A 26,160-nucleotide genomic window follows, 5' to 3' on the forward strand; every position below is an offset into this window, starting at 1 on the left:
AAATGAAAATGATACTGATTACAGCCTTTGGCTCCATGGCTATACGAGTGTTATGCGCAGGTATTTATACTTATTTAGAAGCGATAAATACTTATTTCCTACCCTTATTCCTTCGTTATGGCTGGTTTTATGGCTGGCAACTCGCATTCACATAGCACTTCACGCACCGGAGTCGACACCTTATAATCCGGCAGCGACACCTCTTTCATGTACACCACCGCGAGGTGGCGCAGGGGTGGATGGGCCGAATTTTCGTGCCAGACGCGCAGCAGATAGTTGCAGTAGTAAGGCCGCATCCAGGCGTTGTTCACAAAGAGGTAGTTTTCGGAATACTTGCGCCACCGGTCGTTTTTGAACAGGGCGACGACTGAGGCCGGCTTGGCATACGTGACCGGCGCACCACCACGGTTCAGGTCGAGCCGCCGGCCATCGGCAGTGGTACCTTCGAAGATGTACCAGCCATCGTCTTTAAACACGGTGGGGGCAAACATGCCCCAGTGCTGGTCGACCCGAAACAAGTAGCCGAACCAGCGCATTGGCTCCGACATCACCTTGCCGGCTGGGCGCAGCACGGCTAAATCGTCAACATTCCAAAGGCAGATGTAGACCAGAACCAGGGCCACAAAGGTTTCGCGCACGGACCGTAATAGCTGCCGGCTGCCAACCGAGGGCTCGCGGGTGCGCTCGAGGCGCACCCGCCACGGCACTTGCCAGGCCGGCAGGCGGGGTCGCCAGCGCTGGGCCCGCGCCGCCTGCGGGGCCAGCCGTAGCGTAAGCCAATCGAGGGCGCGGGTGGGCAGCAGGCCAAGGATAGAAGCCCAGTTTACGAGGAAGAAAATGCCCACGTACAGCGTGAGGCTGATGCCGACGTGAAACCCAAACAGCACCCCCACCACGAGCAGCCGCCACCACGTCACCCCCACCGGAATAAATAGTGCGAACGGCAGCAGCAACTCGATGAAATAGGCCCCAAAGGTGAGGAAACGCAACAGCTCCGGGTACGGGTAGAGCAGCCGCCCGCCGGGCAGTAGTACCTGGTCGAGGCTGAAGGCGTAGTAGAGCGCGGTGCCCTCGCGGGTCCATTCGGCGCCGTTTTTGAGCAGGGCAGTACACCAGTACAGCAGGGCCAGCTGCACCACGTAGGCCACGGTGGCGGCGCTGAAATAATCGTAGCGCACCGGGGCGGGCCGCGCGCGGGCATCCCAGGACCATACCCGGCCCCAGGGCAGAAAAATCCCCCAGAACAGCAGCATCCGCAGCAGGTCGTCGCCCCCCTGCCCAATGAGGGTGTTGCGGTTTTGCAACGACACAAGCATGACCCAGGAAGCTACCGTGGCTAGCCGGGTGTGGTAGCCCAGCAGCAAAGCCCCAGCCAGAACGGCAGCCATGAGAAACAGGACGGCCTGTGCCTGCCACAGCCCACTGGCAGCATGCAGCGAAAACTGATAGGGCGTCCAGCCGTGCTCAAATATCGCCGACATTGGGAGCACACCCATGTTAGCATAAAGGGCTTCCAAATCGGTGCTGCGAATGGCTAAATCAACCAGAACCACCGCCGCCGTGGCCATGCGCAGCAGCGCCAACGCCCGCAAATCGAGCACAAACGGCCGCCGCAGCACACTCCAAAACCCCGTATTGTCTTCTACCATAAAAAGCGTAAATCCGGTTGGCACCGGTATAATATCAACAAGGCGAAAAGGCAGTCATACGTATGACCCGCCTTTTCGCCTTGCGAAAAAAAACAATTGCTACTAATTAGCGCGTCGTCGAGCCGCTGGTGCTACCCGCTGTGCTGCCACCCGAAGTGCTGCTGCTTGAGGTACTGCCGCCTTTAGAATGTCCGCTTTTTGAACCGCTACCTTTCGAGCCACTATCTTTTGAGCTGCCGCTGGTCGATGAGCCCGACGTGTGGTCGCTGCTATGCGTCCGCCCCGACGTGCTGCTGCCCGCAGTGGAGCCGCTGCTGCCTGAGGTACTGCCGCCGGTGGTAGAACCCGTCGAGCTACTGGTGCTACCGCCCGTCGAGCCGGAGGTATTGCTACCGGTTGAGCCAGCGGTGGTACCGGCAGTAGAACCGCTGGTAGAACCAGCCGTGCTAGCTGCGGACCGCGCCCCCGAAGCACCGCTGGTAGAACCCGAAGTACTACCCGCCGTAGAGCCGCTAGTGGTGCCCTGACCATCTTTAGCGCCCCAGATTGGGCGGCCAGGAACAGCCGTTAAAGCGGCGGCTGAGCTGGGTTGAGTCGTCAGGCCAAGGTCGAGAACTAAGGCCATTGCCCCGATGGCGAGTGCCCATGGCGGCATTAAAATGTGCTTTTTCATAGCTCAGAAAGAAGTAGTGGAAAGGAATGTAGGGAAGAGGTAGAAGCCAAAAGTCGGCTGGCGCAGCGACTATTGACCGCCCGTGCTGCCGCTGGTAGAGCCAGCAGTGCTACCACCTGTCGAGCCGTCGGTGCTACCGCCCGCACTGCCCGCACCGGAGGTGCTGCCACCCGCACCACCTGCACCGGCAGTGCTGCCGCCTGTATCGCCAGAGCCACTGGTTGAGCCTGCACCGCCAGCCGTAGAGCCGCCACCAGCCGCACCCGAAGTGCTGGCATCGGAGGCACCTCCTGCTGAGCCCGAGCCGCTCATGCTGCCCGAACCGCCGCTAGCCGAGTCAGTGCTCATGCTGGATTCGGTGCCCGAAGCGCCCGAGCTGCCGGCGTCGCCGCCACCCGAATTGTTTTTGGATTCACAAGCGCCCAATAGCGCGGTGCCTAGCACTAGCGTGGCCAAGAATGCTGGAGATTTTTTGGTAAACATCGTTATGAAAGGTTGGTTTGGCTAGCTATACGGCCATCCGGCAATGAGTTACGGTTGGAAAAACCCGTATTTTTTTCGATATAACTACGTAGTAGCCAGCGCAAGACCGGCTGCTGCCACTGATGCTCAAGCAATTCAGCCGCGCCAACTGCTGCGCCTGCTGCCCCACTGCTGAACCTGCTGCTTGGCTCCGCGTTAGTGCTTCTGCCGGGCGGCTGCCCGCGCCGTCCTCTTTATATGCCCCATTCTGCTCCCGACACCATTCTTTTCGATGGCGTATGCAACCTCTGCAACGGCTTCGTGCAATTTGTCATTCGCCACGACCCCCAGGGCCATTTCCACTTCGCCGCCCTGCAAAGCGAAGCCGCCCAACGCCTGCTCACCGAGCGGGGCATCGTGCCCGCCACCCTGCCCACTGAGCCCGAATCGGTACTGCTGCTAAGCAGTGGGCAGTTGTATTCGCACTCCACGGCGGTGCTGCGCATTGCCGGCCAGTTGGGGGGCGTGTGGCGCCTAGCGGGCGTGGGCTGGGTGCTGCCCCGTCCCTGGCGCGATGCCTTATATCGCTTTGTGGCCCGCCACCGCTACCGCTGGTTTGGGCGCCAGGAAAGCTGCATGCTGCCCACCCCGGCCCTAAAAGCGCGTTTTTTATAGCACCCTGTTCCTGCTCATTTGGTTGTTGAGGGTCGGGCCCGGCGGCATTCAGCCTCGTACACCCGCCGGCCCAAGTCCCGCATAAAGGGGAAACCGATGGTGTCGTACTCGTATTTGTCATCATTCAGTATCCCATCGGCATTCACATACAGCACGGCGCTGAGCAGAAATTCGACACCCTTATCGGCATCCACGATGTAAGCATTATCGATAAGAAAGCCGTAGGCCTGGCCAATCTTATTATACACGCGCACTCCCGGCGGCAGTGGGGCAATGCCGCCACCACCCAGCAAAAACTTAGCGTAGGTATCCGGGTAATGCCCGGCGTCGTAGCGCGGGTGCGGGCTTTCGCGGGGTAGCTGCGACAGCGCCTCCCGCAGCAGCGCATAGTCGGCCGGGTCCAAGCGCAGGCGGCGGGCCGGCGGCACGGTTTCAGGAAATAATACGGCTTGCAGCAGGCGCTGCAAGTCGGGCAGCGAAAAGGCGTTTTTCTGGCTGAAATCCAATGGCCTGGGCACCACTTGGGAGCCTTGCAGGTGGGCCTGCCCGATGCTTTCGTCGCGTAGCCGCAGCCGGGGCCACGGCCCGCCGTAAAATGCAGCGGGCTGCTCGTATAGCCGCTGCGTGGCCGCCGTATCGGCGTAGAAAGCCACCGGGTTGGTGTGCCGACTAGCAGGCTCCTGGTCGCCCACGGCCAGGCGGTGCAGCAGGCGGCTATCATGCAAGCCCAGCCGGCGCAGGCCCGCGTTCAGTTCTGCCGGCCCTACCAACTCGTAGAGCCGGTTGAAGGCATCATTGTCACTCACAAGCAAAGCCTTGCGCACGTAATTGGCTACGCTGGGCCGTCTGGTAGCCGAGGAAGTATCCCGCCGTACCCGGGTCTGCCCCGCAAAGGCCGAGTCCGTCAGCATCACCGATTCAGCGGTTAGGGCCGGGATTTGCGCATTCAGGGCTCGTAGTTCTTCCAAGGCTAACGCCGCACCAGCCAGCTTCACGGCGCTGGCCGGGTAGAAGTACTCCCGGGGCCGCAGCCGATAGCCATAGCGCCGAAAATGCGGCTGGCCCGCCGCGTCGCGGCGGATACGCGTGTATAGAATCTGGAGGCGGTAGGCACCGGGGTGCGCCAGCACCCGGCGCAGGCCGGTGGTATCATGACGCAACAGGTGGCGCAGCGGGTTGCCGAATACTTGCGCCGCACCGGGTGCCGGCCGCGCCAGCAACACCAGAAGTGCCAGCGTCCTCCACATCATTCGCTGCAATGAGGCCATGCGGTAATAGGGCTTATTGTTGTAAATGGCGGATTGATACATTAAGAGCTTCATTCACAATTTATTAGAAAGGACCGCTCCAAAACAGCCGTAAGAAGGCAATTCCAGGCAATCAAGCAAACATCTGGTTCCTTAATCCAAAAAGAATTTCCTTTCTGAGCTGAGCAAGTCCTAGCCCTTATCTCTATTATGGTGCTAATAATCAATGATTTGGTTGCTCAGCGCGTCAATCCGCTTGTTTGTAAGTTTGTAAAAAGCCCCACTTTGCCGGGTGGCTTCGCCTGCCAACTGGCTAAGCCACTTGGTCAGGCAAGCTAGCCGGAGAAATTTACCCCACCATACAACCCTTTGTTCTGTGGCGCCCTCATGCCTGCAATGGCCCCGTGCTAACTGGGGTTGAAGAACTCCTAAAGCGGGCTTTTTACTTAATCTAGCCACCAAAATCCTCACTCACTTTTTAATGAAATCTGTGAAAACTGCTGTTAACCATTTCCTGACCGTAGGCTTACTCCTCACAAGTACCGCCTTTCAACCTGCTGTCCCACCCCCCGATAACGTTGCAACTGTGTACATCTACCGAAATGGCCGGTATAGAGGGGCCCCTCTTAATCACACTATTTATATCAATGGGGTGAAGGTTTGCAAACTCAGCAATAAGCGATACATTGAATACAAAGCCAGTCCGGGAACGCTAGATATTATAGCTCAAAGCGGTGGGATAGAAGTCCTTAAATTTGAAACCGCTTTGAAATTGCCGGTCGAGGCCGGTCACACTTATTACGTGCGCGGCAAGTTGAAAACGGGCCTTGTTCACTCAAGCCTTGAGCTCTCGGAAGTGGCCGAAAATATTGCCAAGCCCGATATTGCCAAGCTCACGGTTGACAGATGTCAACAGGATGACAAGTAAGAACTAATTAGGGACTCTCTCAGGAGACGAAGTATGGAGGGGTTCTTCCTACAAAGTAGCGGAAGTAAACGCTAAGCCGTACTTCCCTGATATTGAAACCCCTTACTTGCTTGATCAGAAAGGATTTCCTTTCTGATCAAGCAAGTCGTGCACTCTACTTCTGCCAGAGCATTAATAAGCAGCCATTTAATTGCTTAGCTTGTCAATTCGCTCGTTTGCAAGATTTATAGACTGGCAATCATTAGCTTGACCTACTTCTTCACCACCCCAACCAACCCTTCCGGCATTACCATCCTCAGTGGCTACACAACTCCAACAACCTATTTCTGCTTTCTTCCACCAGTTTTCATGTTAAAAAACTTCTATTCCTCACTGTTAATTGCTGCTCTCACCCTGACCGCCTTAGGGGCTAACGCGCAAGGCCAACTCGATAAAGGCAACCGCGAGTGGTGTGGTACGACGGCCGAGCGGGAGCGCTACTTCACGGCGCATCCGGGCGCCCGTGCGGCCGAACAGGCACTCTACCAGCGGCTGAAGGCCATGCCCTCGCTTGAGCAGCGTGGCCCGGCCGCCGCTCCCGACGTGACCATTCCGGTCGTAGTACACATCATCCATGCCGGTAGGGCCGACAACATTAGCGACCAGCAAGTCGATAGGGCTATCGGCCAACTCAACGCCGATTTTCAGAAACTAAATACCGATGCCTCCCAGACCATTCCGCTGTTTCAGCCCATTGCGGCTTCGGTAGGTTTCCAGTTTCGATTGGCCAAGAAGGACCCTAACGGCAATTGTACTACCGGCATTACCCGTCACTACGCCCCCACGCTCGTGCACGACGACTTATCGGGCACGGTACAGGCCTTGTCTACCTGGGACCCCGTCCGCTACTTGAACATTTGGGTGGTGAGCACCATCGGGCCATTCGATGCTCTTGCGGGCTACGTAGCCCCGCCCGTGAACCCGACCAATCCGCGCGACGGCTTTACCATACGCAACGACCGGTTTGACGACCAAAACACCATTAATCCTTCACTGTCTCAGCCCCGGACTAGCACCCATGAAATTGGCCACTATTTTGGCCTGCAACATACCTGGGGGCCTAATAACAACCCGGAAGTACCAGGCTACTGCGGCGATACCGATAACGTGGCCGACACCCCTGCCACCAACGGTACCTTCACCTGCAACCTGGCTTATGCCCCATGCGGTGCCATTGCCAACGTGCAAAACTACATGGACTACTCCGGGTGCCCGACCATGTTTACTGAGGGTCAAAAAACGCTGATGCGTAATGTACTTACGGCTGTCCGGCCCGTGCTTGTTAGCCAAGCTAATCTGGTGGCTACCGGCACTAATGACGGCTACGTGGCGCCCGGCTGCGCCCCAATTGCGGCCTTCTTCCTGGCTCCGGGCTCTAGCGATAATGTGTGCGTGAACACGCCCGTGACCTTGCGCGACTACTCTTCAAATTTCACGGCCGCGGGCGGGGTACTCACGCACGCCTGGTCGTTCCCAGGTGGCACCCCCGCCACGGCCACCGGCCCTACTGCGACTGTGGCTTATGCTACCGCTGGGTTTTATACCGTAACCGAAACCGTGAGTAACAGCTTCGGGAGTAGCTCGGCCACCACCACCATTCGGGTAGATGGCCCGACGGGGGGCGAAACGGCGCCATTCAGGCAGTCGTTTGAAGATCCCAACTTCCCCGACCTGTTCCCCGCACCGACGCTGCGCAATTATGAGTTGTCGGGAGAGACCATTTCTGGGCCGGCACCGTTCCGCTGGCAGCGGCAAACCACCTTTCCCGCCGCGGATGGCAGTGCCTACCTCGTCGTGAACAATCGCCTGCAACCAGCCACTGTTATCACCCGGCTTATCACTCCTAATATCAATCTGGCGGACTTGACCGGCCCCGCAGTGCTCAGCTTTGCCCGCGCCTACGCGCTGCGCACGGCCGCCAGCGATGGCCGACTGCGCATCTCCTTCAGCAACGATTGCGGCATCAATTGGTCGTCCCCGCTAATATTGCGGGCAGCGGCTCTTAGCACCCAAGGGCTCACGCCAATCGACGGCTACACGCCCACTGCTCCCTCCGACTGGCAAACCCTGATAGTGCCTATTCCTGCGCTGTACCAGGGCAGCAGCATATTCAAGGTTCGCGTGGAAATGTTTAGCGGTTTCACTTCGGATAATGACTTCTTCCTGGATGACCTACGCGTGACGAGCCCCGTGGCAACCACAACTACTGCCCTAACCCGCCACGGCATCAGCGTCTATCCCAACCCGCTCACCAACGAAACCGCCGTGCATCTCAACTTGACTGCTACCACCCAAGTGCGGGTGCACCTCACCGACATGCTCGGCCGCGAGGTGCTCGCGCTGCCGGCTAAAACGTATGGTGTGGGTGCCCAGACCTTGCCTCTACCAACTGCTGGCCAACCCCTAAAAGCCGGCGTGTACGTGATGCACATCGGGCTCAATGGGGAAATTTTTACCAGTAAATTAACGGTGAGATAACTTCATTAGGATTATTTTCTCCCCTACAGACTGCTAAAAGGTCACTACAATCCGTAACGTATCCTTTCTTATTAGCAGTCGCTTTACAGCCCTACTTATTAGTATCAAGTTGCGCAGTTGCCGCTATGCGCTAACTAGTTTATTAGTATGGTTGGAGTAGCAGCGCTACTTCACCTTTTACCGAAATGATAGATGGTGAGTAGGCCAAATAGCCCCAGATGCAGATAGAACAAGATGGTATCTTTCTGTTAGGCTGGTCAGCAGTTAAGACTGGCAGTGGCATGCCGCAACATTTGATGCAAGGAATAGTAAAGACTTAGGTCAACGCTAGAATTGCCGATGAACTTCACGCCACTCGCCACAATGAGGTCCTATATAAATAGCATCTGGCAACCAATAATTTGAACTAAATTCAAAATTTCCAACTAACATTTCCGGCTTTACGGAGCAAATCATTCTTTAACCCTAATCACTTTTCTTTTTACCCCCGTTTTTACTCATGAAGACAATTTTTCGCTCCCTGCTAGCCGTTGTGGCTGGCATCAGTCTGCTCGCTATTGCCCCGACGCAGGCCCAAACTATCCCCAACGGCTCATTCGATAACTGGCAGACCCGAACGACCGCAGTATTACCTGGTGTTGAAGCCCCCACGAACTGGCTGACCACCGACGACATTGCTAGTTCTCAATTATCACAGCAGTTACCCTTTAGCATCGGTACCGTCATAAAGACAGCGACGGCTCGTACAGGCCCCTTTGCCGCTCAGCTTCAAACGCAGAACCTAGGAGGTGATTCGGTTCCAGGTCTTCTGTTGTTGGGCAACTCACTAAAAGGTGGAGCTGACATTCCAGGGGGCCTACCATTCACAAGCCGCCCCACGAGCCTACAGTTTCACTACCAGCTTAGTGGTGCGCAAGCTGTGAACGATTCAGCAGGTGTGCAGGTGCAGCTCACCCGCCAGGTTGGTGGCAACGCCGTAGTCATAGCAGAAGCCGTTTATTTTATTCCCGCCTTGGCATCAACCTATACGCTAGCTACAGTGCCCTTGCAGTATTTATCGACACTCACTCCTGATTCGGTAAGTATCGGCTTTGGCTCCGGATTCGCCAACAATATCAATTCCGGCACTGTCTTTCGGATAGACGATGTCTCCTTCACGGGCACAGTCACCGCGACGCGCAATACGGAAGTAGCTGCCGCCATCAGCGTTTCGCCCAACCCCAGCCCCGATGGCCGCTACGTGCTCAGCACGTCCCAAGCCGGTCTATTGGCCGCCCCGCTCACCGTGCTCGATGCCACCGGCCGCGTAGTGCGCCGTGAAACCGCTCCTAATGGGGCGGCCCTGGCCACCCGTGCGCTTGATTTGAGCAGCCTGCCCCTGGGTATGTACACTATCCAGCTCTTCACCAATCAAGGGCTCGTTACCCGAAAGCTGACCCGATAAGTCCCCGGTTGGCACTACCTTCGCCCCCGTTGCATCTATGCAGCGGGGGCCTTTTTTCGAAAGGTGGGCTTGGGCTGCTATGACTGGTAGCCGCAACTCGTTAGGAGGGCATTACCAATAGAGTAGCAGGCTGAAAGAACTGACTATCTCTTTCGATTACGATAAGAAAGCCTCTCACTGAGCGACTGAAGGTGCACTGCTTGGTTTTGAACTCATTGAATTGGGCGACGAAGCAATGAGAGTGGGTAGCGCCGTGATTGAAATTGAAGGTAGTGGCGGCCCAATTAAATGTGTTCTGGTGTGGGCCAGTGGTATCATGTCGCAACATCTGGCGTAGCCAACTAACTAGTAAGGGGTTGCGCCAGGGCTGGCATCGTCAGCAACAATATTTCCAGCGTCCTTCATGCTATCTGCCGAAATAAAATCATGCAGCACTTATATACTGTTAGTCGTGTCCTTAATTTAATTTTACCCCCAGCCAACCTTCCCAGCATTCTTGGCCTCATTGAGCAAATCATTTCCTAATCACTTTTCTTTTTACCCCTTTTCATTTTACTCCTGTTTTTACTCATGAAGACAATTTTTCGCTCCCTGCTGGCTGTTGCAGCTGGTATCAGTTTGCTCGCTATTGCTCCGGCGCAAGCCCAAACCGTCCCCAACGCCTCGCTTGATAACTGGGCCGTTCGCAATGGCAACGAAACGCCTGTCAACTGGTTGGTAACAAATGACGTGTTACCTTTCTTGCTCCCGTTTCCTATCCCAGGACTGAACGTCAACAATGTCACCAAAAGCACAGCTGTTAGTAATGGTTCTTTTGCTGCGCAGTTGCAGACAACCAATGTCAATACTGTGGCCGGAACCTTTGCGGTGCCCGCAGTCCTAGTATTGGGCACCCGAATTAATCCTAATTCCGACCCCGCTTCAGACGATAACATTCCAGGAGGACTCCCATTCACGAGCCGCCCGACGCAGTTCCAGTTCGACTACCAACTGACCGGGCCCAACGCACTCGCTGATGATGCGACCGTATCTGTTCAGTTGACTCGCACAGTGAACGGCAACGTAACGGTAATTGCCGAAATAGAAGAGACTCTCCAGCCGTCTGCCACCTACACGACATTGTCGTTGCCTCTTCAGTATAATTCTGCTGACCAGCCGGATACTGTGCGTATCGGATTTATCTCAGGCAATATCGAAACTGCCACAGCCGGTACCACGCTGCTGGTTGACAATATTTCCTTCACGGGCACAGTCACCGCGACCCGCAATGCCGCACTGGCCGCCGCTATCAGCGTCTCGCCCAACCCCAGCCCCGATGGCCGCTACGTGCTTAACACTACCCAAACCGGCCTGCTGGCCTCCCCACTCACCGTGCTCGATGCCACCGGCCGCGTGGTGCGCCGCGAAGCAGCTCCGGGTGGAGCCGTCTTGGCCACCCGTGCGCTTGATTTGAGCGACCTGCCCGTAGGTCTGTACACCCTCCAGCTCTTCACCAACCAAGGATTCGTTACCCGAAAGCTGACTCGGTAAGTTCTTTCAACTTTTTTACAAAAATAAAAAGGCGCTCCTTGGAGCGCCTTTTTATTAATAATACCTTTAGGACACTTATTTTCTTAAATTCGCGGTAACCATCCGTCTGGCTTACCCTCTCGACCTCAATTACTCTTTTCAGCCCCCGTCTTTATTAGCATAACAATTACCCATTCACATTTTTTCACCATCATTTTACTTATGACGACATGTTTACGTTCCCTACTGGCTGTTGCAGCCAGTATCAGTCTGCTCGCTACTACCCCGACGCAGGCCCAAACCATCCCCAACGGCTCATTCGATAACTGGGCTACCCGAACGAGCGCAGTGAGCTCTGGTGTTGAAGCTCCCACCAATTGGCTCACTTACGACGACCACTTCGTTTATTTCCGTAACGGTCAACAACCGATTTCCAATACCTCTGGAACCACCACGAAGACAACGACGGCTCGTACGGGACCCTTTGCCGCCCAGCTTCAAACGGTACGGATAGGTAGTTTTACGTTTCCGGGCTTCCTACTGTTGGGTAGCTCGTTGAAACATGGTAGTGCTGACCTTCCGGGAGGCCTGCCATTTACAACCCGCTCGAGGAATCTACAGTTCTATTATCAACTCAGTGGTCCAGGAGCTGTAGCTGATTCGGCGGCTGTGCTGGTCTTGCTCACCCGCCGGGTCGGTGGCAACGCTGTAGTGGTGGCAGAGGGATTTTCTTATATTCGAACCCTAGCATCGACCTACACGTTGGCTACAGTCCCCTTAAACTATTATTCGCCGACTCTGTCCCCTGATTCGGTAGCCATCGGCTTTGCCACTGGCTTCGCCAGAAACATCACCCCCGGCACCACCCTTCGGATAGACGATGTTTCCTTCACGGGCACGGTCACCGCGACGCGCAATACGGAAGTAGCTGCCGCCATCAGCGTCTCACCCAACCCCAGCCCCGATGGCCGCTACGTGCTCAGCACGTCCCAGGCTGGTCTGTTGGCCGCCCCGCTCACCGTGCTCGATGCCACCGGCCGCGTGGTGCGCCGCGAAACCGCTCCGGGTGGGGCGGCCCTGAACCGCCCGCTTGATTTGAGCAACTTGCCTATAGGTCTGTACACCCTCCAACTCTTCACCGACCAAGGAGTTGTTACCCGAAAGCTGACCCGATAAGTCACCTCATTTAGCAATATCGCCCCCGTTGCACCTGTGCAGCGGGGGCTTTTTTGTTAGAACGGTAGGCCTTGACTGCTGCAACTGGCAGCAACGACTCTTCGGAGCTGAGTGATTGAAGGGGCCAGCGGAACGAATGAAGAGGCCTGCTGCTTGGTTGAATTTGGTTCGTATAGGTAAGCAGCAGGACGCCGAAAGTTACCGGGGCCACGCCACCGACGGCCGCGTTCTGGCTGGCAATGCGCTTTATACGAAACTCATGCCCTTGCGCGTATTCCGAACTTGAATTTTGTGGAAGCGTTTATCGGACTCATCCAACCGGACCGTAGGCAAGACTCATAGGGGAAGAAGCGCCAATTGCATCGGTTCAGGGAGAGAGGCGTTCTCTGCTTTACTGAGGCTTCTGCTATCTTTCCTCTTTCCAGCCTCCTTGATAGCAGAGCGACTTTCATCCGGGCACTGGTTGCGCATTCGTCGGTAGCACGAGTGGGGCTTTGTATACAACCTCTACGGGAATGTGGCAGGGCACGGCAACCATTCTGGCGGCATTGCATCGCATCTTCGCCGAAAGCTCGCTGGCCCGACCACCGCTGCCGCTAGCCCGTACCTTACCCCCACCCGCTGATGCTATCTATTCTTCCCGTTGCGGCTCCTGGTGTTCCGCCTCGCGCCGCTACGCCCCGCGTGCGGGCCCTTGACGTGGTGCGGGGCCTGGTCATGGCCATCATGGCCCTGGACCACACCCGCGATTTTTTCAGCCGTACGCCCGTGTGGCCCGAAGACATTGCCAATGCCCCGGTCCTGCTGTTTCTCACGCGCTGGGTCACGCATTTCTGTGCGCCCACGTTCGTGTTGTTGTCGGGCTGTAGCGTCTACCTCTACGCGCAAAAGCGGCAGAATCGGGCGGCCGTCAGCGGCTTCCTGCTCACCCGGGGGCTGTGGCTCATCCTGCTGGAAGTGGTATTCCTCACCTTTGTGCTCACCTGGAGCCACGACCTGATTTTGCTGCTGGTCATTTACGTCATTGGGGCGGGCTTGGTGCTGCTGGCGGGCTTGGTCTGGCTGCCCCGTTGGTTGCTGGCGGGGCTGACATTCCTTATCCTGGCCGGCCACAACCTAGTACCGAACTTGGCACCCGTGACGGCGACCAACGCCGGCTGGGCGCTGCTGCACAACGGGCCCTTTGTGCTGCCCATGCTAGGCAAGCCAGTGCTGGTGGCCTACTCGCTGGGGCCGTGGCTGGGGGTACTGCTGGCTGGCTACCTGCTCGGGCCCTGGTTTCAGCTGCCGCTACCGCAGCGGAACCGGCGCTTGCGCTGGGCCGGGGCCGGGCTGCTGGGGCTATTTGGGGTGCTCCGAGCTACGAACTGGTACGGCGACCCAGCACCCTGGAGCACGCAGCCGCAGGGCCTGCTCCACACGGTGCTCTCCTTTGTCAACGTAACGAAGTCCCCGCCGTCGTTGCTCTTTGTGTGCCTCACCTTGGGCGTGGCGTTATTAGTACTCAGCTGGGCCGAAACCGCCACCGGCTGGCTGAGTCGAACCTTGCGCACCTTCGGCCAGGTTCCATTTTTCTATTATCTACTGCACTTTATGCTCCTCAGCGGCGCGGCCTGGGCTTGGACGACGCTGGCCTTTGGTCAGGCGGTGAATCTGGCGTTTGCCAACGTCAGGGACTGGCCCTCTGCCTACGTCCCCAGCCTGGGGCGGGCCTATCTGGTATGGGCCGTAGTGGTGGTAGCCCTGTACTGGCCGTGCCGCTGGTACCAGCGCTTTAAGCAGCACCACACATACTGGTGGCTGTCGTACCTGTAAGCGAATTCTACAGTTGACGAACTTGAAATGGGCTTCCGGAGACTTGCTCCGCCCGCTTCTTGTGGGTAGAGAGTTTGGGAAAGTGGCAGAGAATTCGGGCTGTGAACTTGGCCCTAGGTAGACGTTTGTAGCAAAAACAAAAAAGCGGAAGGGGGCTCAACTCTTTATTAAAAGAGGAGTAGCACCGGGCTGGTTTTTAATAAAAAGGGGCTCGGTGGGATGCCCTTTTTGGTTTTCCGCTGGCGCACGTCTCGGACTCGCTACCAACTCGCGTCTCCAGACGCGAGCGTGATACGAAGCTAGCGCGGGTTGTTCAAAATCCGAGCCCAAGGCCAGAGGGCAGGAGGCAGCACGGCAGAAACGTACGCCAACCGAGGTGGCGTAGAAAGCAATTTATGTATCCTACTATTTTGCCTCGGACGTGATAATTGGCGTATTCATCTTCTCCCGTAGCTGCACTTGTAGCTTTGCAGCAGAAGTTGCGAAGCTCTTGCGTTCGGCTGTTAGGCTATTGGTACCGTCTTCATTGAGAGCACGCGCTTTTATTAAATCGTCTTCGGCCGGCCACCGAGTAGGCGACGGGGGCTTGGCCAAGGGGTGCTCCAAGACGAAATCCGTCACCTCGTACCGGTAGCGGCCCTCTCGCAACGAAAGCTTCGCTGTGTAGTGGAGCACCATATTAATGGTGTAATGGCGGGGCAGGCGCGTAGTGCTTTCAGCCGTTTCGTATGTATAGGCAAAGGGCTGCACTCCATACACAATAACCACCTCGGTGTCCTGCTCATTAGTTTCAATGGCCGGCTTGTCAGCAGAAGTTATACTACTTGCCCAGGCGCGGGCGCGGGCCCGCAGGTCGACCTGGCTTACACCGGCTGCCGGCACCACCGCCGTGTAGCATATTCGACGCGTCACCTTATCAATGGGAAATGAGGCGGCAGCCTGCCCCATCGTATTACCGGCTGCACAGCTAAGAAAGGCAACGAGGAGCAGAATTTTCATTGGGAAAATGTATTTAGGTAACAGAGACAACTAATGTACTAGAGCAATTACCTCTCTCCGCCGCGGGCGGCACCACGTTCACCCGCACCTCGCCGAAGCCCACCAGCACCCACCAAGCGGGGCAGCATGAGGCCCGTTTCCAAGGTGACTTCGGTCATGTGAGCGGCGTGGCCGAGACAAGCTCCAGCTAAGAACTTTAAATCATTTATAGCTTATGACTTTCCTCCACTACAATACTGTCTACCGACGCGAAGACCACATTGAAAACGGGTAAATCCGGAACTTGAAGAATGTGCTGCTTAAAGGCCATATCAAGAGGACTTAACGGCTGTTCCATTTTTAAATATGGCCCTTCCCAATGCTGCCAATCAAAAACAAACATTCCGTACCTACCACATTCTGCTAGTTCATATAAGTCGAAGTGGCGTGAGGCTTGGTCGTGGTCACGAAAATAAAGCTGTACATTGGCAGGCACAGGTCCAAATCCAGCGGTGGAGAACAGACCAATGTTCCCCTCAGCATCCAAAGCGAACCAATCAAACTCAAGACCGGGGAAACGTTCGCTGAAATCTTGGCACTTGCTTATGTCGTCGTACGTCATTCGTATCGTTTGCTCAATTTAAAACACAGTTTTTAGTTGTATTAAACAGAAGAGGCGCTCTACGGAGCGCCTCTTCTGTTTTCTTAGTTAAGAAACCTAAGCAACGGGAGTAGCAGGCGCCACAACCTTCTCCGCCACGGGTGGCAACACACTCACCCGCACCTCACCAAAGCCCACTGGCACGATGAGGCTGGGTAGCGTCAGCCCCGTTTCCAAAGGAGCTTCCGTCACCTCAGCGGCTTGGCCGTCGGCCGTGACAGTAATGGGGCCCGCTACGCCGTGCAGTACGACACGGTAGGTGGCGTAGCTGGGCTGGTAGTCGCCTTCGATGGCTTGGGTGATGGTGAGTTCGGCGGAGGAGCCGGTGACGGTGAAGCGGCGCACGGTGCGCTGGCCTTCCTGGTAGGCGTAGCCCTCACCGCCGTCGTCGTAGAGCAGGCTTTCGGTGGTGCCGTTCTTGTAGTACACGTGCAGGGTGAGTTCCTCGATTGGTTTTTCGCCCACGTATTGCAGCACGGGCTGCATGGGGAGCACGGCGCCGGCCTTCACAAACAGCGGAATGCGGGTGAGGTCGGCGGTGGCCCAGACTTCGCTGCCGCCGGCGGTGGGGGCATCGGTCCAGTAGTAGAACCAGTCGCCGCGGGGCAGGTACATCCAGCGGCCTTCGGCGCCGGCCTGGGTGATGGGGCACACGAGCAGGTTGTCGCCGAGGCCGAATTCGGCCATGCGCAGGTAAGTTTCGGTGTCGTTCTGATCGAGGAAGGTGAGCGGGCGCAGCATGGGCAGGCCATACGTGGCGTACTGCCAGAACGTGGTGTACATGTAGGGCAGCAGGCGGTAGCGTAGCTCGATGAAGTGCCGGGCCAAGTCGGTGACGCTATCGCCGAAGCTCCAGGGCTCCTGGTCGCCGTGGTCGCCGGAGCTGTGGGTGCGGAAGAACGGGTGGAAGGCGCCCAGCGCAATCCAGCGGGCATACAGCTCACCGGTGGGCGTATCAACGAAGCCGCCGATATCGGACCCGATAAAGCTAAAGCCCGAAATACTCAGGCGCTGACACTGGATATTAGCCAGCCAGAGGTGCTCCCAGGAGGCGATGTTATCGCCGGTCCAGCCAGAGGAGTAGCGCTGGCCGCCGCTGTAGGTGCTGCGCGTGATGGTGAACGGCCGGTTGGGGTAGCTGAATTGCTTCACGCCATCGTTGGTGGCGCGGGCCATCTGCATGCCGTAGATGTTGTGGGCTTTCTGATGCGAGGCCCAGTGGCCATCATAGTGAAAGCGCACGTCGGGCGGGAAGGTGCCTTTTTCGAACACGGCGGGCTCGTTCATGTCGTTCCACACGCCTTTCACACCGACGTCCTGAATCAATTCCTTGAACAGGCCGGCCCACCACTCGCGCACCTCGGGGTTGGTGAAATCGGGGAAGTTGCAGAGGCCGGGCCACACCGAGCCCTTCATCAGCGGGCCGTCGGCGCGGCGGCAGAAGTAGTCGTTGGCAATGCCCTCCTGGTACACCGGGTATTCGGGGTCAATCTTGATACCGGGGTCGATGATGACGACCATTTTAAAGCCGTCGTCGGCCAGCTCCTTCACCATGCGCTTGGGCTCGGGGAAGTGCTGCTTGCTCCAGGTGAAGCAGCGGTAGCCCTCCATATAGTCGATGTCGAGGTACAGGGCATCGCAGGGAATCTTGCGGTCGCGCAGGCCCGCGGCAATTTCCTTGACATTGCTCTCAGGGAAGTAGCTCCATTTGCACTGGTGGTAGCCGAGCGTCCAGAGCGGGGGCAGCTCGGGCGTGCAGGTGAGCAGGGTGTATTCCTGGGTCACCTCCATCAGGGTGGGGCCGTAGATGAAATAGTAGTTCATCTCGCCGCCCTGGGCCCAGAAGCTGGTGACATCGGCGCGCTCGGCGGCGAAGTCGAAGCTGGCTTTGAAGGTGTTGTCGAAGAAAATGCCGTGGGCAATTTTCTGGTGCAACACATGGTAGAACGGAATGTTCTTGTAGAGCGGATCGGAACCCTTCACGTAGCCGTAGGTATCGGAGCCCCAGTTGGTGAAGCGTTTGCCGCGCAGGTTCATGTTGTCGGGCTTATCGCCGAGGCCGTAGTAGTGCACGCCGGCGGGCACCTGCTTACTCATCTTCACGATGTCGTTGCCGGTGTCGTAGTCGTATTCCCAGTGGAAACCCTTTTCATCGTCGCTCAGGATGGAGCCGGAGCGGTCCAGTACGCGGGTTTTGAGGTTTTCCTTCTGAATAATGCAGATGAGGCGAGCGGTAGTGAGGCGGTAGTGGTCGGGCTTTTCGCGAAACTCCACCAGCTCGGGTGCCAGTTGCGGCCGGTTGTTGGCCGATACGGCGTAGGAGAAGTCGGGCTGCAGCGGACCATCAGTGAGGTAGCGAAAACGCAGGATTTTATCGCTGAGCACGTGCAGCAGCAGGCGCACGCCATTCTGACAATTAAAAAGAAACTGGTTACCGTCGAGCTGGTCGGCCCGTATTACTTCGCCGGGGTAGTGCTCCTGGTGGCTTTGCGCCGCCAGGTCGTTAACCATGTAGTTGTTTGCCTGGATGAAGGTATTCATAAAGTTATTCGATAACAGAAAGCAAAAGCCGCGGAAAAACGGGGCAAAAAAAGACCCGCGAGGCCGGTTGCGTGCGGCTTAAGTACGCAAGTTACTTTTTCCAGGCCAGCCGCTCACGAATTTTTCACGGATATATGGTTCGGCTTGCGTAGCATTGATGGCTGATACGCCACCATGACGCGCCCGGCTGGCCGAATTTTGTTCTCTACTTGCTACCATGACTCCGCCCGAATTTTCTGTACTGCTGCTGGCCTGGGACGATGCTGACCCCAGCGTGGCCGTGTTGGGCGGCGCGGCCCTACCTCCTACCCTGCCGCTGGTGTACCAGCTTGCCGCGCAGCAGCCCATCCTAGCCGTCTACCCCCACCTACCACCTCAAAACGAAGAAGAGCCCGCGGAAGCAAGCGCCGTAGTGCCCCCACCGCAGGAAGAAACCCCGGCACCCACCCCAACCCCGACCGCAGAAGCTCCCCTACTCACTGAACCAGCGACTGAAGCGCCGGCTTCTTCAGCGCCGTTCGAGGCCGCCGCAGCTACTCCTGGCGTGCGGGTGCTGCCTGCCCCAGCTCCCGAACAGCCGGAAACCCCAACGATACTTCAGCGCCTGTCTCGCATCATCGGCCTGGATGAGCTACCCACCGCTGGCATCCCCGTGCTCCCATCAATCCCGACAGTACTTGCCAGCACCCCAGCGCTCCGGCCACCGGCACCTGCTCGAAGCCAGTGGCCCAGCAGCAAGAGCATCGGGCAGCCCCGCCAGTGGCTGGCGCCCGCCGCGCCATACGAAGGTGCCAGCCCTAATGACGTTGTAATAGAAGAACCGAGCCCCGCCGCGCTGCCCCCTTCCACGGTGCGCGAAGCGGCCGACCTGCCACACACCAGCACGCTAGCGCTGAGTACTGCCCCGGTGGACTCTCCTCCGGCCACCCGAGAGCTAGCAATGCCCATACCAGCCGACAACTTGAGTTTCGACCCCGAACCGGAGCTGCTTGTCACGCCTCCGCCACCGGTATTTAGTGAAACGACGGAGGAAATGGAACCAGCCGAGGCCAACGACCTGTCCGCACCCGAAGATGACATAACGCCCGAAGAGGAGTCGCCCGCGCCAGTGCCAACCAGTATCGTACTCCCCCCTACGCCGCCGGAACCGGAGCCCGTTGCCACTCCTCCGCCGCCCGTTCTTCAGGTACCCGCGCTCGATGGGCTGAATTTCCGCATGATTCAGTATGCCCGCCAAGCCGTACGGCTGGTGCGGGGGCGCTCCGATTTTGGGGTGATTTACGCGCCCAACTGGCCGGCTTGGCTGGCGGCGCTCGAAATCCGCAATAGCTCAGACCAGCCCTTGGTGCTCTACGCGGCCGGCCTGGCCGCTGACTTCGACAGCCCGGCGGAGCGCGGCTGGCTCCTGGAAGTCGAACGCATGACGCTCCGCCGGGCCCACGTCATCTTAGTGCCGGACGAAAGCCTGAGCCACCGGCTGAAGGCGCTATACGGCGCCACTATCGGCGAAATACGCGTAGTGCCAGCCGCCGACGAAGATGCCGTGCAACGCGTGCTGAGCGAAGTTGCGCAATAGCAATCCGCCCAGCAATTCAACTTGCACCTATCCCGCAACTGTGGGTTTACTGACGGGCTAGACGGCAAAAAGCCTCCGGCAATCTGCTGGAGGCTTTTCATATGCAGCAATCAAGACGGCTATTTGGTAGCAGAGCTGTCCGACTGGTTGCTGGGCTTGGGGTCGTCATCATCATCATCGCAGTCGCACGAGGTGAGCGTGAGGCCACCGAGCAGCAACATGGGCAGCACGAAGCGGCGGAAACGGAGGAAGTACTTCATGATGTGATAATGGGTGAAGGTGGAGAAATGAGAGCAAGAACGGCACCCGCCGCCCCCGTTAAGAAATCAAAGATGGCCAGGCTGCCGGTCCGTGGAAAGCAGATAGGGGCCGAAACGTCGCAGGCTTGGGGCGAAGCGTCGAATAGCCTGATTGAGTCGCACTTAATCCTTTATTCAACTCTGCTCGCAGCATAGCCGCAATGTCGAGCTGCAAGGCAAAATCTTGACGCGTCAGAGGCCGGAATGCATTTGATGCACCAAAATGCGGCGCGGGCAGGTAGTTGCTTCAGAGCCGGTATATGTACTCCCGGCTTCTTTTCTATGCAGGCCTTGAAGCAGCACTGCTAGATTGAGCTGCTTTGAATATGCTGGATAGCGCGTTACAAGGTCGGTCCACTTATCGGCCCGCAGTTCGCAGCGCTTATGCTGCGGCTAGGTTGGTTGGGAATGGCTTCCTTTGTTGGATCAAGCCGATTTCACCTCTCCGCAAACTAACCACTGATATGCTGCCTGAACACGAATTTGAAGCCGTTTTAGAAGCTGGCGAGGTAGATGGTGGGGTGTTTGTTGTGTTGCCATTTAGCGTAGCCGAGGCGTACGGCACCCGGGGCCGGGTGCCCGTGCAGGCCACTTTCGACGGCTACCCTCACCAAGGCAACCTCATTCCCCTCGGCGACGGGCACCACGCCCTGCTCCTCCCCAAGCAAATCCGCCGCGCCATCGATAAAACGCTGGGCGATACGGTACGCGTCACGCTGGTACGCGACGCGACGGAGCGTAAAATGGAACCACCAGCCGACCTCGCCGAAAGACTAGCGGCGGCCCCCAAAGCGGCCGCTTACTTCGCCAAGCTGGCCTACACCCATCAGCGCGAGTACGCGCGCTGGCTCGAAGGCGCCAAGAGGCCCGAAATCCGGACTGCCCGCCTGGGCCAAATCGTGGACATGCTGGCCCAGGGCCGCAAGCGCGGCTAGCCCGATACCCACCTACTTTTACTGTTCTGTCCCCCGCATCTCCCATGGTTTCCCACCCAATCAGATTCGTTTCCATGAAGAAAAGCTACCTGCTCCTGCTGGTGCTCTTATTCCCCCTGATGGCTGGAGCCCAGGCCATCAGCATCGACCGCGTGAACCCGACCAACTGGTGGGTGGGTATGAAAAATCCCAAAGTGCAGCTGCTGGTTCACGGGCCGGGCGCGGGCACTCTCACCTACACCATTGCCTATCCTGGCGTGAAGCTGGTGAAAACCAATACCGTTGAGAACCCTAACTACGCTTTTCTGGACCTGACCATCGCGCCCACGGCAAAACCGGGAAATGTGCAGCTGGTCGGCAAAAAAGACGGTCAGACCGTCACGCAGGCCTGGGAGTTGCGTGCCCGAGACAAGGCGCCCAAAGCCCAGGGCGTGACGGCTGCCGATTTCATTTATCTGGCCATTCCTGACCGGTTTGCCAACGGCGACCCGAGCAATGACAAGTTCGACGACCTACGCGACCCCAACATGGACCGGAGCAACCCGTTTTTCCGTCATGGCGGCGACTTAGCGGGGGCGGCCCAACGCCTGGGCTACCTCAAAGACCTGGGTGTAACGGCTATCTGGTTTACGCCCGTGCTCGAAAACAACCAGCCGCTGACCAACGAGGGTGGCACCATGCGCGCCTCCTACCACGGCTACGGTTTCACTGACCAATACAATGTGGACCGACGCCTCGGCGGCAATGAGGCTTATAAAGCCTTTGTGCAGCAGGCCCACGAAGCCGGCTTACGCGTGGTGCAAGACGCCGTGTACAACCACGTGGGCAATACGCACTGGATACTTCAGGATTTGCCTATGAAAAGCTGGCTGCACGAGTGGCCCGAATACACTAATACTTCCTACCGCTACCAGCCCATCACCGACCCGCACGCCGCTCAGATTGACCGCAAAATCACGCTCGACGGCTGGTTCGTGCCCTTTCTGCCCGACCTCAACCAGCAAAACCCTTACGTAGCCAACTACCTGATTGAGCACGCTATCTGGTCGGTAGAGAACTTCGGCATTGATGCCTGGCGCATCGATACGTACATGTACAACGACCAGCCATTCATGAACCGTTGCAACGCGGCCCTGCTGGCCGAGTATCCGCGCCTCCACATTTTCGGCGAGTCGATGGTGAACAACGTAATCGACCAAGCCTACTATACCCGCAACAACATCGGCTTTCCCTTCAAATCGAATCAGCCGGGCGGCATCGACTTCGTGCTGCAGAGCGGCATGCTCGACGCCCTGAAGCAGCCCATCAGCTACGACGGCGGCGTGCACCGCTTCTACCAAACCCTGGCCCAGGACGCGGTGTACCAAGACCCCACCAAGCTCGTTACTCTGCTCGACAACCACGACCAGGACCGCTACCTCTCCGTCATCGGCGATGATTTGAGCAAGTACAAAATGGGGCTGACCTGGCTGCTCACGACCCGCGGCATTCCGTCGATGTACTACGGCACCGAAATCCTGATGAAAAACTTCAAGGACCCCACCGATGCGGAGGTGCGCAAGGACTTTCCCGGCGGCTGGCCCGGCGACAAGAAAGATAAATTCACGCCCGCTGGCCGCAACGCCCGCGAAAACGAAGCCTTCAACTTTGTGCGCACTCTGGCCACCTATCGCCGCGACCACAAAGTGCTGCACACCGGCAAACTGATGCAGTACCTGCCTGAGAACGGTCTTTACGTGTACTTCCGCTACGATGCGACTAGCACCATTATGGTCGCCTCGAACACTGGCGATAAGCCCGCCACGCTACCTACAACTCGTTTTTCGGAGCGCACCACGGGCTTCACCAAAGCCCGCAACGTGCTGACGGGCGAAACCCTGGAGAATATCTCCACCGTGGCGCTGCCCGCCAAAACCGCCGTGGTACTGGAGTTGCTGAAGTAGCAGAAGCTTTGTTTTTTCGTTTGACGCAGCAGGCAGTAGTTTATAAATACAGAGCTATTGCCTGTTGCAATTTCAGGCTCTACTTACCTAACAGTACTTCTCCAAGAGCTAGCTCTACGGCTTCTTCCGCGTGAATGCGAGTTGTATCGAAAATGGGTACGCGCATGTCTTCCGGCTTTATCAGGAGCATGATTTCGGTGCAGCCAAGGATAATTGCCTCTGCGCCTTGCGCAATCAGGTTATCAATTATTGCCAGATAGGACTGCTTTGAATCAGCTCCTACGCGCCCCTGGCACAGCTCCTGGTAAATTACATCGTGCACTATCACACGCTCAGCTTCGCTCGGAATTACGATATCCAAGCCATAGCCTGCCTTCAGACGTCCCTTATAAAAGTCTTGTTCCATGGTAAACTTCGTTCCCAGTAACCCGACTTTCCGAAAGCCCATTTGTTGAATTTTAGCGGCTGTCGCATCGGCAATGTGGACAAAAGGCAGCGCCGTCGCCTCAGTAATAGCTGGTGCTACTTTATGCATTGTGTTGGTGCAAAGCAGAATAAAATCGGCGCCACCCGCAGCCAGCTGCTGGGCACAACGCGCCATCTCCTGGCCTGCTTCCTCCCAATAGCCCGCGTGCTGCAACTGCTCAATTTTATAAAAATTCACGCTATAAAGCAGAATTTTTGCCGAATGCTGCCCACCCAGCATCTGCCGGGTGGCTTGGTTAATGAGCCGGTAATACTCTGCCGAAGACTCCCAACTCATGCCTCCTAATAAGGCCGATTGTTTTCATGTCTTGCAATAAATTCTTGTGAAATCAATTCGCGCCTTCTCAAGTGGGAGCCTGGTTGGAGCAATGCATGATAGCTAATGTAACGCAAGACGAGTTACAAAGTCGGCCCCTTATCGACTTGTGGTTTGGGTGCTTATACTGCGGCAGCAACCCCTAAACTACGCTATGCGCGTTCCAGTACTAGCGCTACCCGGCTGGGCACATAGAGGCTCAACTGGTGCTCATCGGTTTCATATTGGTAGCTTTCATCGGGTCGGTCGAAGCCGCCGAAGCGGCCGTTATCCGACGAGAGTACTACGCGGTACTTGCCTTCCTCGGCTACCCAGAAGCGGTAATCGGTGAGGCTTTTTTCGACGTGGAAATTGGCGATGAACACCAGGCCGGCGCGCTCAAATACCAGTACCTGATTTTTCTCGTCGTGCTTGAGCAGGGTGGCAGGGTTAGCGGCCAGCAGGTGGCGTTCGCGTGCTACGGATACCATCGCCTTATCGAAATTGCCTAGTTGGTGGAATTTTAGGTCCGGATTGTCGCCCAAGCTCCACTGGCGGCGCGCGAAATGGTAGCTCCAACCATTGCCTTCGCGGGGAAAATCAACCCATTCGGGATGGCCGAACTCGTTGCCAATGAAATTGAGATAGCCTTCCCCACCCACGACCAGCGTGAGCAGGCGAATGAGCTTGTGCAGGGCCTGCGCCCGGGCGGCGTTGGGGTCGGGGTCGCTGACCTGCATATGCGTGTAAATACCCGCATCAAACAGCCAATGGGCCAGCGTTTTGTCGCCTACCAACGCCTGGTCATGGCTTTCGGCGTAGGCAATGGTTTTTTCGCCGGCGCGACGGTTGGAGAGGGTGTGCCAGATGTCGCCGAGCGGCCAGTTTTCGTCGGCCGTGTGCTTGAGCAGCTTAATCCAGTGGTCGGGAATACCCATGGCCAGGCGGTAGTCGAAGCCGATGCCGCCTTCTTTGATGGGACGGCACAGGCCAGGCATGCCGCTCATGTCTTCGGCAATCAGCAGGCTGCTCTTCTTGAATTCGTGGGCCAGCATTGTGGCGAGCTGGAGGTAAAGAATCGCGTCCTCGTCAACCGCTGGGCCGAAATAGTTATTGTAGCCCATGAAAGCCACGCCCTCGCCGTGGTGGTGGTAGAGCATGCTCGTCACGCCATCGAAGCGGAAGCCATCGAAGTGGAATTCTTCGAGCCAGTAGCGTAGGTTGCTGAGCAGGAACTGCTGCACTTCGGGGCGGCCGTAGTCGAATAGCTTGCTGTCCCAGCCGGGGTGATTGCCGCGCTCACCCTTGTGGAAGTAGAGGTTGTCCGAGCCGTCAAAATTGGCCAGGCCCTCGGCTTCGTTTTTCACGGCGTGCGAGTGCACAATGTCGAGGAGCACGGCGATGCCGCGCTGGTGGGCTTCATTGATGAGGAATTTGAGATCTTCGGGGGTGCCAAAACGCGAGCTAGCGGCAAAAAAATTGGCTACGTGGTAGCCAAAGGAACCGTAGTACGGATGCTCCATTATTGCCATCAGCTGCACCACGTTGTAGCCGTCGGCCTCGATGCGTGGCAGGACGTTCTCGGCAAACTCGCGGTAAGTACCTACCCGGCCTTCCTCGGTGGCCATGCCCACGTGGGCTTCGTAAATCAGCGGTTCGGGTACCGCGGTGGCCATCCTAAACTTTTGGTCGGTCCAGGCAAATGGCGTCTCGGGGCGCCAGACCTGAGCGGCAAAATCCTTGGTTTGCTCGTCCTGCACGGCGCGGCGCAGGGCGGCCGGCAATCGGTCTTTGCCGCCAGCGGCCGTTACCACATATACCTTGTAGCGGCTGCCATGCGTGAGGCGGTCATGGTATTCGGCATCGGGCAAAAATGCTTCCCAAACGCCAAAATCCAGGCGCTGAAGCGGATTGGCGTGCCGGTCCCACCCATTAAAATCCCCGATTAGGAACAGGGCTTCGGCGCCGGGTGCCCACTCGCGGTACACGTAGCCACCGCGACCAGCATTGTAGTTCAGCCCTAGTTGGTAGTGCGCCGTGGCATAATTCAGCAATGAGCCGTGATACTGTTCAATTTCAGCGAGTCGGGCGTGCAGCCGGGCCTGGCGCTGCCGCAGCACCGGCTCGAAAGGCACCAGCCAGATATCGTTTTCAACAAGGGCCAACGGAGCCCGACGGGGGGCTTTAGGGACGGCAGGAGCGACAGGAGCAGTAGGTTTCGACTTAGCCATGGTGCGGAAGGTTTACGCCAAAAGTAAGGGGAATGATGTTGCGCTTGACGAACAATAGGGAATGAAAAAGGACGAATTATCATTTAAGACAAGTTTGTTCATCCTTCAATAAGCAAAGTA

Annotated in this window: 19 protein-coding genes and 1 pseudogene; 11 read left to right on the forward strand and 9 right to left on the reverse strand. The window is 57.3% G+C overall.

What is annotated here, in order from left to right; genetic code table 11:
- Window positions 1-104 precede the first annotated feature (104 nt).
- Window positions 105-1,649 (reverse strand): HTTM domain-containing protein, encoded by a 1,545-nt coding sequence (locus tag WX88_RS17230; protein WP_156176219.1) that lies wholly within the window; start codon window positions 1,647-1,649, stop codon window positions 105-107.
- A 140-nt stretch (window positions 1,650-1,789) separates the two neighbouring features.
- Between WX88_RS17230 and WX88_RS17235 the strand changes: the two genes are divergently transcribed.
- Window positions 1,790-2,176 (forward strand): hypothetical protein, encoded by a 387-nt coding sequence (locus WX88_RS17235; protein ID WP_156176220.1) that lies wholly within the window; start codon window positions 1,790-1,792, stop codon window positions 2,174-2,176.
- Window positions 2,177-2,391: 215 nt separating this feature from the next.
- Here the strand turns inward: WX88_RS17235 and WX88_RS17240 are convergent, their stop codons facing one another.
- Window positions 2,392-2,805, reverse strand: a complete 414-nt coding sequence (locus WX88_RS17240) for a hypothetical protein (protein WP_052732806.1) — start codon at window positions 2,803-2,805, stop codon at window positions 2,392-2,394.
- A 237-nt stretch (window positions 2,806-3,042) separates the two neighbouring features.
- Between WX88_RS17240 and WX88_RS17245 the strand changes: the two genes are divergently transcribed.
- Window positions 3,043-3,459 carry a thiol-disulfide oxidoreductase DCC family protein gene (locus WX88_RS17245; protein WP_046245631.1) on the forward strand — a complete coding sequence of 139 codons (417 nt, stop codon included), beginning with the start codon at window positions 3,043-3,045 and terminating at the stop codon, window positions 3,457-3,459.
- Between the two features lie 14 nt (window positions 3,460-3,473).
- On the opposite strand, the gene WX88_RS17250 is transcribed toward WX88_RS17245, so the two are convergent.
- The gene (locus WX88_RS17250) at window positions 3,474-4,781 is read right to left on the reverse strand and encodes a serine hydrolase (RefSeq protein ID WP_082116115.1); all 1,308 of its coding nucleotides are present in this window, start codon (window positions 4,779-4,781) and stop codon (window positions 3,474-3,476) included.
- 406 nt (window positions 4,782-5,187) lie between these two features.
- Here WX88_RS17250 and WX88_RS17255 point away from each other — a divergent pair, with 406 nt between their 5' ends.
- The 6 genes from WX88_RS17255 to WX88_RS17280 all read left to right on the forward strand — a co-directional run bounded on the left by WX88_RS17255 (window position 5,188) and on the right by WX88_RS17280 (window position 14,095).
- Window positions 5,188-5,634 carry a DUF2846 domain-containing protein gene (locus WX88_RS17255; protein ID WP_046245632.1) on the forward strand — a complete coding sequence of 149 codons (447 nt, stop codon included), beginning with the start codon at window positions 5,188-5,190 and terminating at the stop codon, window positions 5,632-5,634.
- Between the two features lie 348 nt (window positions 5,635-5,982).
- A complete protein-coding gene (locus WX88_RS17260) occupies window positions 5,983-8,151 on the forward strand; it encodes a M43 family zinc metalloprotease (RefSeq protein WP_156176221.1) in 2,169 nt (722 codons plus the stop codon).
- Window positions 8,152-8,650: 499 nt separating this feature from the next.
- The gene (locus WX88_RS17265; protein ID WP_046245634.1) at window positions 8,651-9,595 is read left to right on the forward strand and encodes a T9SS type A sorting domain-containing protein; all 945 of its coding nucleotides are present in this window, start codon (window positions 8,651-8,653) and stop codon (window positions 9,593-9,595) included.
- Window positions 9,596-10,165: 570 nt separating this feature from the next.
- Window positions 10,166-11,125 carry a T9SS type A sorting domain-containing protein gene (locus WX88_RS17270; protein WP_046245635.1) on the forward strand — a complete coding sequence of 320 codons (960 nt, stop codon included), beginning with the start codon at window positions 10,166-10,168 and terminating at the stop codon, window positions 11,123-11,125.
- 201 nt (window positions 11,126-11,326) lie between these two features.
- Complete coding sequence (locus WX88_RS29545; RefSeq protein WP_082116116.1) at window positions 11,327-12,280, forward strand: T9SS type A sorting domain-containing protein; 954 nt, start codon at window positions 11,327-11,329, stop codon at window positions 12,278-12,280.
- A gap of 624 nt (window positions 12,281-12,904) precedes the next feature.
- A complete protein-coding gene (locus WX88_RS17280) occupies window positions 12,905-14,095 on the forward strand; it encodes a DUF1624 domain-containing protein (RefSeq protein ID WP_046245637.1) in 1,191 nt (396 codons plus the stop codon).
- A 405-nt stretch (window positions 14,096-14,500) separates the two neighbouring features.
- On the opposite strand, the gene WX88_RS17285 is transcribed toward WX88_RS17280, so the two are convergent.
- The 3 genes from WX88_RS17285 to WX88_RS17295 all read right to left on the reverse strand — a co-directional run bounded on the left by WX88_RS17285 (window position 14,501) and on the right by WX88_RS17295 (window position 18,275).
- A complete protein-coding gene (locus WX88_RS17285) occupies window positions 14,501-15,094 on the reverse strand; it encodes a DUF4468 domain-containing protein (protein WP_046245638.1) in 594 nt (197 codons plus the stop codon).
- Window positions 15,095-15,299: 205 nt separating this feature from the next.
- Window positions 15,300-15,695 (reverse strand): hypothetical protein, encoded by a 396-nt coding sequence (locus WX88_RS17290; RefSeq protein ID WP_046245639.1) that lies wholly within the window; start codon window positions 15,693-15,695, stop codon window positions 15,300-15,302.
- 96 nt (window positions 15,696-15,791) lie between these two features.
- Window positions 15,792-18,275: a glycoside hydrolase family 31 protein gene (locus tag WX88_RS17295; protein WP_197076826.1), complete on the reverse strand. Its 2,484-nt coding sequence runs from the start codon at window positions 18,273-18,275 to the stop codon at window positions 15,792-15,794.
- Between the two features lie 217 nt (window positions 18,276-18,492).
- Here WX88_RS17295 and WX88_RS17300 point away from each other — a divergent pair, with 217 nt between their 5' ends.
- Entirely contained in the window at window positions 18,493-19,851 is a 1,359-nt protein-coding gene (locus WX88_RS17300) for a glycosyltransferase family 4 protein (RefSeq protein ID WP_046245640.1), read from the forward strand.
- Between the two features lie 119 nt (window positions 19,852-19,970).
- Here WX88_RS17300 and WX88_RS30195 read toward each other — a convergent pair whose 3' ends face one another.
- Window positions 19,971-20,111, reverse strand: coding sequence for a hypothetical protein (locus WX88_RS30195; RefSeq protein WP_156176222.1), 141 nt, complete (start codon window positions 20,109-20,111; stop codon window positions 19,971-19,973).
- 503 nt (window positions 20,112-20,614) lie between these two features.
- Between WX88_RS30195 and WX88_RS17310 the strand changes: the two genes are divergently transcribed.
- Together WX88_RS17310 and WX88_RS17315 are read left to right on the forward strand one after the other, a co-directional pair.
- Entirely contained in the window at window positions 20,615-21,085 is a 471-nt protein-coding gene (locus WX88_RS17310; protein WP_046245642.1) for a DUF1905 domain-containing protein, read from the forward strand.
- A gap of 74 nt (window positions 21,086-21,159) precedes the next feature.
- On the forward strand, window positions 21,160-23,028 hold the full coding sequence (locus tag WX88_RS17315) for an alpha-amylase family glycosyl hydrolase (RefSeq protein WP_046245643.1): 1,869 nt from the start codon (window positions 21,160-21,162) through the stop codon (window positions 23,026-23,028).
- Between the two features lie 79 nt (window positions 23,029-23,107).
- On the opposite strand, the pseudogene WX88_RS17320 reads toward WX88_RS17315, so the two are convergent.
- Both WX88_RS17320 and WX88_RS17325 read right to left on the reverse strand, forming a co-directional pair.
- Window positions 23,108-23,794 (reverse strand): annotated as a pseudogene (locus WX88_RS17320) (aspartate/glutamate racemase family protein); the annotation flags it as partial.
- A gap of 188 nt (window positions 23,795-23,982) precedes the next feature.
- Window positions 23,983-26,040 (reverse strand): alpha amylase C-terminal domain-containing protein, encoded by a 2,058-nt coding sequence (locus tag WX88_RS17325; protein ID WP_082116118.1) that lies wholly within the window; start codon window positions 26,038-26,040, stop codon window positions 23,983-23,985.
- Window positions 26,041-26,160: the final 120 nt, after the last annotated feature.

Origin of the sequence: Hymenobacter terrenus (assembly GCF_000972495.1) — a bacterium.
GTDB classification, from domain to species: Bacteria; Bacteroidota; Bacteroidia; order Cytophagales; family Hymenobacteraceae; genus Hymenobacter; species Hymenobacter terrenus.

What these genes read in the sequence shown, in the direction of transcription:
- WX88_RS17250 (WP_082116115.1), bottom strand. Translation starts at nt 4,781, where the DNA reads ATGAAGCTCTTAATGTATCAATCCGCCATTTACAACAATAAGCCCTAT.
- WX88_RS17295 (WP_197076826.1), bottom strand. Translation starts at nt 18,275, where the DNA reads ATGAATACCTTCATCCAGGCAAACAACTACATGGTTAACGACCTGGCG.
- WX88_RS17260 (WP_156176221.1), top strand. Translation starts at nt 5,983, where the DNA reads ATGTTAAAAAACTTCTATTCCTCACTGTTAATTGCTGCTCTCACCCTG.
- WX88_RS17245 (WP_046245631.1), top strand. Translation starts at nt 3,043, where the DNA reads ATGCCCCATTCTGCTCCCGACACCATTCTTTTCGATGGCGTATGCAAC.
- WX88_RS17300 (WP_046245640.1), top strand. Translation starts at nt 18,493, where the DNA reads ATGACTCCGCCCGAATTTTCTGTACTGCTGCTGGCCTGGGACGATGCT.
- WX88_RS17230 (WP_156176219.1), bottom strand. Translation starts at nt 1,649, where the DNA reads ATGGTAGAAGACAATACGGGGTTTTGGAGTGTGCTGCGGCGGCCGTTT.
- WX88_RS17240 (WP_052732806.1), bottom strand. Translation starts at nt 2,805, where the DNA reads ATGTTTACCAAAAAATCTCCAGCATTCTTGGCCACGCTAGTGCTAGGC.
- WX88_RS17325 (WP_082116118.1), bottom strand. Translation starts at nt 26,040, where the DNA reads ATGGCTAAGTCGAAACCTACTGCTCCTGTCGCTCCTGCCGTCCCTAAA.
- WX88_RS17290 (WP_046245639.1), bottom strand. Translation starts at nt 15,695, where the DNA reads ATGACGTACGACGACATAAGCAAGTGCCAAGATTTCAGCGAACGTTTC.
- WX88_RS17310 (WP_046245642.1), top strand. Translation starts at nt 20,615, where the DNA reads ATGCTGCCTGAACACGAATTTGAAGCCGTTTTAGAAGCTGGCGAGGTA.
- WX88_RS17315 (WP_046245643.1), top strand. Translation starts at nt 21,160, where the DNA reads ATGAAGAAAAGCTACCTGCTCCTGCTGGTGCTCTTATTCCCCCTGATG.
- WX88_RS17265 (WP_046245634.1), top strand. Translation starts at nt 8,651, where the DNA reads ATGAAGACAATTTTTCGCTCCCTGCTAGCCGTTGTGGCTGGCATCAGT.
- WX88_RS17285 (WP_046245638.1), bottom strand. Translation starts at nt 15,094, where the DNA reads ATGAAAATTCTGCTCCTCGTTGCCTTTCTTAGCTGTGCAGCCGGTAAT.
- WX88_RS17280 (WP_046245637.1), top strand. Translation starts at nt 12,905, where the DNA reads ATGCTATCTATTCTTCCCGTTGCGGCTCCTGGTGTTCCGCCTCGCGCC.
- WX88_RS29545 (WP_082116116.1), top strand. Translation starts at nt 11,327, where the DNA reads ATGACGACATGTTTACGTTCCCTACTGGCTGTTGCAGCCAGTATCAGT.
- WX88_RS17270 (WP_046245635.1), top strand. Translation starts at nt 10,166, where the DNA reads ATGAAGACAATTTTTCGCTCCCTGCTGGCTGTTGCAGCTGGTATCAGT.
- WX88_RS17255 (WP_046245632.1), top strand. Translation starts at nt 5,188, where the DNA reads ATGAAATCTGTGAAAACTGCTGTTAACCATTTCCTGACCGTAGGCTTA.
- WX88_RS30195 (WP_156176222.1), bottom strand. Translation starts at nt 20,111, where the DNA reads ATGAAGTACTTCCTCCGTTTCCGCCGCTTCGTGCTGCCCATGTTGCTG.